Source organism: uncultured Empedobacter sp. (genome assembly GCF_937930195.1).
Taxonomy (GTDB): domain Bacteria; phylum Bacteroidota; class Bacteroidia; order Flavobacteriales; family Weeksellaceae; genus Empedobacter; species Empedobacter stercoris.
In genome coordinates, this window is record NZ_CALGVK010000032.1 from 1 (window position 1) to 6,598 (window position 6,598).

At 33.2% G+C, this 6,598-nt stretch carries 8 protein-coding genes; 3 read left to right on the forward strand and 5 right to left on the reverse strand.

Annotated features, from left to right (window positions below; translation table 11 throughout):
* Window positions 1–57 precede the first annotated feature (57 nt).
* Window positions 58–246 carry a hypothetical protein gene (locus tag Q0616_RS01830; RefSeq protein ID WP_171622946.1) on the reverse strand — a complete coding sequence of 63 codons (189 nt, stop codon included), beginning with the start codon at window positions 244–246 and terminating at the stop codon, window positions 58–60.
* Window positions 247–285: 39 nt separating this feature from the next.
* On the opposite strand from Q0616_RS01830, the gene Q0616_RS01835 reads away from it, so the two are divergent.
* Entirely contained in the window at window positions 286–1,230 is a 945-nt protein-coding gene (locus Q0616_RS01835; RefSeq protein WP_171622947.1) for a DUF6427 family protein, read from the forward strand.
* On the opposite strand, the gene Q0616_RS01840 is transcribed toward Q0616_RS01835, so the two are convergent.
* Window positions 1,165–1,992 (reverse strand): UDP-2,3-diacylglucosamine diphosphatase, encoded by an 828-nt coding sequence (locus Q0616_RS01840; RefSeq protein ID WP_260541530.1) that lies wholly within the window; start codon window positions 1,990–1,992, stop codon window positions 1,165–1,167. The genes Q0616_RS01835 and Q0616_RS01840 overlap by 66 nt on opposite strands.
* On the reverse strand, window positions 1,968–2,414 hold the full coding sequence (gene queD, locus Q0616_RS01845) for a 6-carboxytetrahydropterin synthase QueD (RefSeq protein ID WP_171622988.1): 447 nt from the start codon (window positions 2,412–2,414) through the stop codon (window positions 1,968–1,970). The genes Q0616_RS01840 and queD overlap by 25 nt, the downstream gene beginning before the upstream one ends.
* Window positions 2,415–2,454: 40 nt before the next feature.
* Between queD and Q0616_RS01850 the strand changes: the two genes are divergently transcribed.
* Complete coding sequence (locus tag Q0616_RS01850) at window positions 2,455–3,120, forward strand: ComF family protein (RefSeq protein WP_171622949.1); 666 nt, start codon at window positions 2,455–2,457, stop codon at window positions 3,118–3,120.
* Window positions 3,121–3,147: 27 nt separating this feature from the next.
* Complete coding sequence (locus tag Q0616_RS01855; protein WP_298774568.1) at window positions 3,148–4,905, forward strand: Ig-like domain-containing protein; 1,758 nt, start codon at window positions 3,148–3,150, stop codon at window positions 4,903–4,905.
* A gap of 20 nt (window positions 4,906–4,925) precedes the next feature.
* On the opposite strand, the gene Q0616_RS01860 is transcribed toward Q0616_RS01855, so the two are convergent.
* Complete coding sequence (locus Q0616_RS01860) at window positions 4,926–5,336, reverse strand: DUF2752 domain-containing protein (protein ID WP_188319443.1); 411 nt, start codon at window positions 5,334–5,336, stop codon at window positions 4,926–4,928.
* Window positions 5,337–5,399: 63 nt separating this feature from the next.
* Window positions 5,400–6,598: DNA repair protein RadA (radA, locus tag Q0616_RS01865; RefSeq protein ID WP_298774572.1), on the reverse strand; the 1,199-nt coding region annotated here is incomplete at its 5' end.

The window sequence follows — 6,598 nt, forward strand, 5'->3', positions numbered from 1 at the left end:
TTGTAAAGGGTTTCTCGAATTAATTCGAAAATATATTTTTATACAAATAAAGATGGATTATCTTTCGTATTTTTTTTCATTTTCGGTTCCAAAGCTAGCGATTTTAAATAACCACCATCCCATCAATGCGCATCCGATGAATGTAAATAACCATCCAAAGATAACGCCAACTGGAGATAATAAATTTTCAAAAGTCCATTTGAAAATATCACCAATCGCAAAAAATAAATCAGTTATAACTCCCATATTCTAGTTTATTGCTTAATTTGCATCAAAGTTAATAAAATGTTGGTTAATCTACTTGACAAAAGGAATTTTTTTATACAGATTTTTATCATTGTACTGTTTACATTGCTTGGAGCAGCGAATTTTAACAGTATTGATCTGAGTAATTTAGAAAAATTGGGCGTATTTCTAACGATTTTAACAATTGCTTTTGTAGGTTATACCGATAATACAAACGATTTAATCAGTACGTCATCATATCCAACGTTTATTTATATTTTATGGCTAATGCCTTTTATAGGCGGATTATCGGATTATCGTATTGCAGGAAGTTTATTGCTTGTTACCTATATTACAGTACAATTGCTGTACTTCGAATCCGAAAAAAATGATACATATAATGCGTTTGATATAGGTGTGTTTATGAGCTTTGCAATTTTACTCAATCCTCCACTTATATTTTTAGGAATAGCTATTTTCGCTTATTTCTTGACGCTAAGAGTGGTAGAACCTAAGATTCCTATTCTTGGATTTTTAGGATTTATTCTTCCAGTATTAATTGTAGCACAAGTAAGTTTTCTTTTAGATTATTACTTTATGTACGATTTTTATAAAGAACAATTAATGTTTACAATGGTACATTTCGAATTGAAACAATTGTTTTTAATTCCAGTTGCAATTGTCTTAATTTACTCTATTGTTAATCATTTCAAGAATATTAATAAGCTGACAGCTCAAAAGAAAAGAATCTTTTTGTTGATGCACTTTATGTTTCTCGTCATTTTTATCACTTATATTCTTTACGGAGGAAATAATGATACTTATCTTGCTTTTTTAGGATTTAGTATTATGCTAATGTTGACCAGATATTTTACCGAAAGCAAACCGAAAATAGAGTGGCTAAAAGAAGCTTATCTATGGATTTTTATGATTTGCTTGTTAATCTATAATTTTTATGATCGAATCCCGAGATTCTTCTCCTTGATTACGGAAGTAAGTTTTTAATTCGAATTCATTTCCATCAAAAACACCATAGGTAAAATAGTTAATCCAATCTCCAAGATTGATGTGACGTGCTTTACCTATCGCAATTTCCATTGGTAAATGTCGATGTCCATAGACAAGGTAATCGTAGTATTTTCGATGCAATTGTTTGCGACTGTATAAGATCAACCATTCGTTATCAATACCAAGAAAATTGACATCTTCATCGCCCGAAATCATTTTGTTTTTTCGCGAAGCTGTAATTCCTAACCACATAGCTAAATCGGGATGAAGTAAGTAAAAAAGAAATTGACAAACTTTGTTGGTAAACACTTTTTTCATGCGTTTGTAACCTTTATCTCCAGGACCTTTTCCATCGCCATGAACAATAAAAAACTCTTTGTTGTTGATGATAAAATCTTGTTTATCTCGAAAAACGATTGCATTGATTTGTTCTTGCAGATAATCTTTCATCCATAAATCATGATTACCAACAAAAAAATAAATTGGAATTCCACGATCAGATAGTTCGGCTAATTTTCCTAAAACACGAACAAATCCTTTCGGAACAACATGTTTATATTCGAACCAAAAATCAAATAAATCACCAATCAAAAATAAAACACCACAATCGTCTTTTATTTCATCAAGCCATTTTACAAACAATTTTTCGCGTACCAAACTATCTTTTTCATTCGGAGCACCAAAATGATGATCCGAAGAAAAATAGGCCTTTTTACCAGCTTCTAATTGAATGTTTATTGGTTGTCCTCCGCTAACCATTCTGCATAAGAATTATCTGTTTCATGTAATTTTAGCGCAACCAAATCAATATTATTTGGTAAAAGAGGCTTTATTCTATCCACAATCCACAAAATCATATTTTCTGCAGATGGTTGATAATTTGTAAATACAACATTATGCCCTTCGGCTAATAATTTTTCACCCAAAGATTTGTGAGGAGAATTTTCGTTCAATAGAATAGCATGATCAAAAAGATCAACAATTTCTTTGTTGACAATTTTCTTCAAATCTCCAAAATCCATCACCATTCCAAGTTTCACATCGTTGATATCCTCAGAAGGAACACCTTTTACAGTAACAAATAATTTGTACGAATGTCCATGTATATTTTTACACTTTCCGTCATAACCATGCAATGCATGTGCAGTTTCGAACGTAAAAGCTTTTGTAAGTCGAATGATTTTCATTAAATTTAGTACTAAACTTTAATTTGCAAAGGTAATGGAAATCAAAACAATCGTAAATTCTTTGGTTGATTTATTTTTTCCGATGCGTTGTTTGGATTGTCAAGAGGTGATTCAACCTTCGCAGTTTCTGTGCGTTTCATGCTCAACCAATCTCGCATTTACCCATTGGCAATTTGATCAAAACAATATAGCTTATTCTAAATTACGAAATATATGCGAGGTAGAAAATGTTGTTGCTTTGTTAGAATTTAAACATCACAATACAACGCAAACAATTTTGCATGAAATGAAATATAGAAATCGTCCACAAATAGGAATTGATTTAGCACAGTTAATCAAATTTGATTTGAGTGATTATGACGGAATTATTCCGATTCCATTACATCCAAAACGATTGAAAAAAAGAGGGTATAACCAAGTTGAATATTTTGCACGAACATTGGCTGAAAATAATCAAATCAATTACTTTTCGGATGGATTAATTCGAGTTAAATATCATTCATCTCAAGTAAATGAAGATAAACAACATCGGTTAAATAACTTGAAAAATGCGTTTGAAATTAATCCAAATCTAAAACCTGGACATTATATTTTGATTGATGATGTGCTAACAACAGGTGCTACTATTGCCTCGGCAGTTAAACAGTTTAATTTTTCAGAAAATTTTAAGATAAGTGTAATCACCATTGCTTGTGCTTAATAACAAGCTTTTTCTTAACTTGCGCCCATGAATAAGACGACACGTTTTTCGCTTTTGATGTTAACTATTTTGACGGTTATTTCTTGTGCAAGACAGGGTTCGCCAACTGGTGGACCTAAAGATGAAACACCACCAGTTTTCCTAAAAGCTGCTCCAGACACGTTGGCAACGAATGTAGATGTCAATTTGCAAGAAGCAACAATCAACTTTGATGAGTATATTATCTTGAAGGAATACAGCAAAAATGTGGTAATTTCTCCTTCGTTTCAGATACCGCCAATTGTAACGCCTCAAGCATTAGCAAAGAAAAATATTTCAATAAAATTTCAAGAACCACTTTTGCCAAATACAACCTATAGTTTCAATTTTGGTGATGCAGTTCAAGATTTTAATGAGAACAATAAGTTGTCAAATTTTCAATATGTTTTTTCGACAGGTAGTTTTATCGATTCGTTAAAAGTAACGGGACATGTAAATTCGTCTTATGATTTTAAATTACCAGAGAAGATATTGGTCGGGCTATATAAAGTAGACAGTGCATATACCGATAGTGTGGTGTTGCAAAAGAAACCATATTATATTGCAAGAGCAAATGATAAAGGTGCATATCAGTTAAATTATTTGGCTTCAGGGAAATATAAACTGATTGCATTCGAAGATAAAGTAGAAAATGTAATGTATGATTATGGTAAAGAACGTTTAGCTTTTCATAATGAAGCGATAGAATTGAATTCGAATCAGGCAATAAACTTGAATTTATTCAATCAAAAACCAGCATATCGTAAGCCAGAAGCAAGTTTCAAACAAGAAGGTTTGATTGTGTTTAAAACAACTGGAGCAACAGAAGATGTAACGATTACACCTGTAGGGAAAGAATTTAAATCGGCTTACATTGAGAAATTTCCAAAGCAAGATTCGATTAACTTTTGGTTTAATCCAAAGGTGGACACCATATCAGGGCGAAGCGCAAAATTAAAATTTAATGTGCAACATAAGGATCAAATTGATTCGATTAGTGCATTGTATTCAAAATCGAATGTTGAACGTAAATTAGAGTTTAAAGCGTTAAATGATCAAAAATTAGCACCGAATAAAACGTTTAAAATCCAAGCTAATGCACCTATTAAATCGTTAGATTTAACTAAAATTCACGTATTCAAGGATACAGTTTCAATACCATTCAACGTTTCGATTGATACGATTAATGCACAAAATTTAAACTTTGTTTTTGATAAAAATTTAGATGAGAAGTTTGAGGTAAATATCTATCCCAATGCGTTAACGGATGTTTTAGGAGAAAAGAATGATACATTGGCATATCCAATAAAAATGGGAACGCGTGGTGATTTTGGGCATTTGAAATTAACGCTTCAGAATACGCCTTCAAAACCATTTATTTTGCAATTCCTGAAAGCAGATCAAAACTTTACAGTTTTAGAAGAGATTTATAATCCAGCGAATAAAAGTTATTTTGAGTTTAATTTTATAGAACCAGGCGAATATTTGTTCCGATTGTTGGTAGATGAAAATACAAATGGAAAATGGGATACAGGTGATTATTTATCAGGTAAACAACCTGAACCAATTTATTTGTATCCAGAACCAATTAAAGTACGAGCAATGTGGGAGGCTACTGAAACTTGGGTTTTAGGAGAAGCGAACCAAGCTGTTTCGTTACCAAATGATGAGGTAGATTCGGATAAAAATAGAATACGTCGAGGAGAGTTAAAAGAAGGTGAGGAGCGTAGCGCTACACAATCAGATCAAAAAAAATTAGAGGAATAGTTCCTTTAATTTTTTTTGATTTAACCTTCTGGTGCTAAATAGATAAACGGTGAAAGAGGAATATTTCTTAAAATCGAATAAATTAATAAAAAGAGTAGAAAGTTTCGCGCGAAACTTGTTGAAAAATGAAACTTACTCGATAAAGGTTCCGCTAAAAATATATTTCCGATAATAGAATAATAAAAACGTATGCAAATATATAGCGCAAAGGGGAGTAGCAAATTATACCGCAACGATTGTAAAATATGGCCGTGTGTTAATAAATAAAAAGCGCGTTGACCACCACAACCAGGACACCATAAGCCAGTTATTGCATGAAACATACATTTTATTGTAAACGGACTTTGGTTGTTGTAATAACCGTAAAAATAAGCGATTCCCAAAATTGGCAATACGGTTGCTAATCCATAAACTAAAATCCGCTTTTTCATATTATTTCGTTTGAAACAAAACTATAATATACATGTAAATCCAATTATTTGATGACTTTTAATTTATTGAAACAACATACGGTAAAGATCTTCGACTTTTGAAATTCGGACAATTCTGATTCCAAAATCTGTATCTTTTATTTTGTTGTACTTTGAAACAAATATAACATCAAATCCTAATTTTTCCGCTTCCGTAATACGCTGTTCTACACGATTTACAGCCCTTATTTCGCCGCTCAAACCAACTTCGCCAGCAAAACAACAGTTATCAGGAACAGCAGAATCTTCGCTCGAAGAAAGAATTGCAGCGATAACAGCTAAGTCAATTGCAGGGTCGTCTACCCGAATTCCTCCTGTAATATTCAAGAAAACATCTTTCATATTCAATCGAAAACCAGCGCGCTTTTCCAAAACAGCCAACAACATGTTCAATCGCTTCGCGTCAAAACCAGTAGCAGTCCGTTGTGGCGTTCCATAAACAGCTGTCGAAACCAATGCTTGAATTTCGATTAACATAGGACGAACGCCTTCCAAAGTGGCTGCAATCGCATTTCCACTTAACAATTCGTCTTTTTTTGTAATCAACACTTCGGATGGATTTGTGACTTCGCGCAAACCGGCACCTTGCATCTCGTAAATTCCGATTTCTGCAGTCGAACCGAAACGGTTTTTATTCGCACGTAAAATTCGATAAATATGGTTGCGATCACCTTCAAATTGTAAGACAACATCCACCATGTGTTCCAAAATTTTTGGTCCAGCAATTACTCCTTCTTTGGTGATGTGACCAATCAAAATAATCGGCGTGTTGGTTTCTTTGGCGTACTGAATCAACTCAAAAGTGGTTTCTCGAATTTGAGAAATACTCCCAGGAGAAGATTCTACATAAGTGGTTTGTAAGGTTTGTACAGAATCGACAACGATCAATTGAGGTTGAATCTCTTTTGCGTGTGCAAATATTTTTTGCGTATTTGTTTCAGGTAAAATAAAACACTGATCAGATTCGATACCAATTCGTTCGGCACGAAGTTTTACTTGCGAAACAGATTCCTCGCCAGATACATACAAGATTTTAATCGTATCTAACTTTAAGGCAACTTGCAGCATTAAGGTCGATTTTCCTACACCAGGTTCTCCACCAACCAAAATCACAGATCCTGGTACAATTCCGCCTCCTAAAACACGGTCTAATTCGTGGTTTTTCGTCGAAATACGGATTTCTCCTAATGGATTTATCTCACGGATATTCAGCGCAAAAGTTT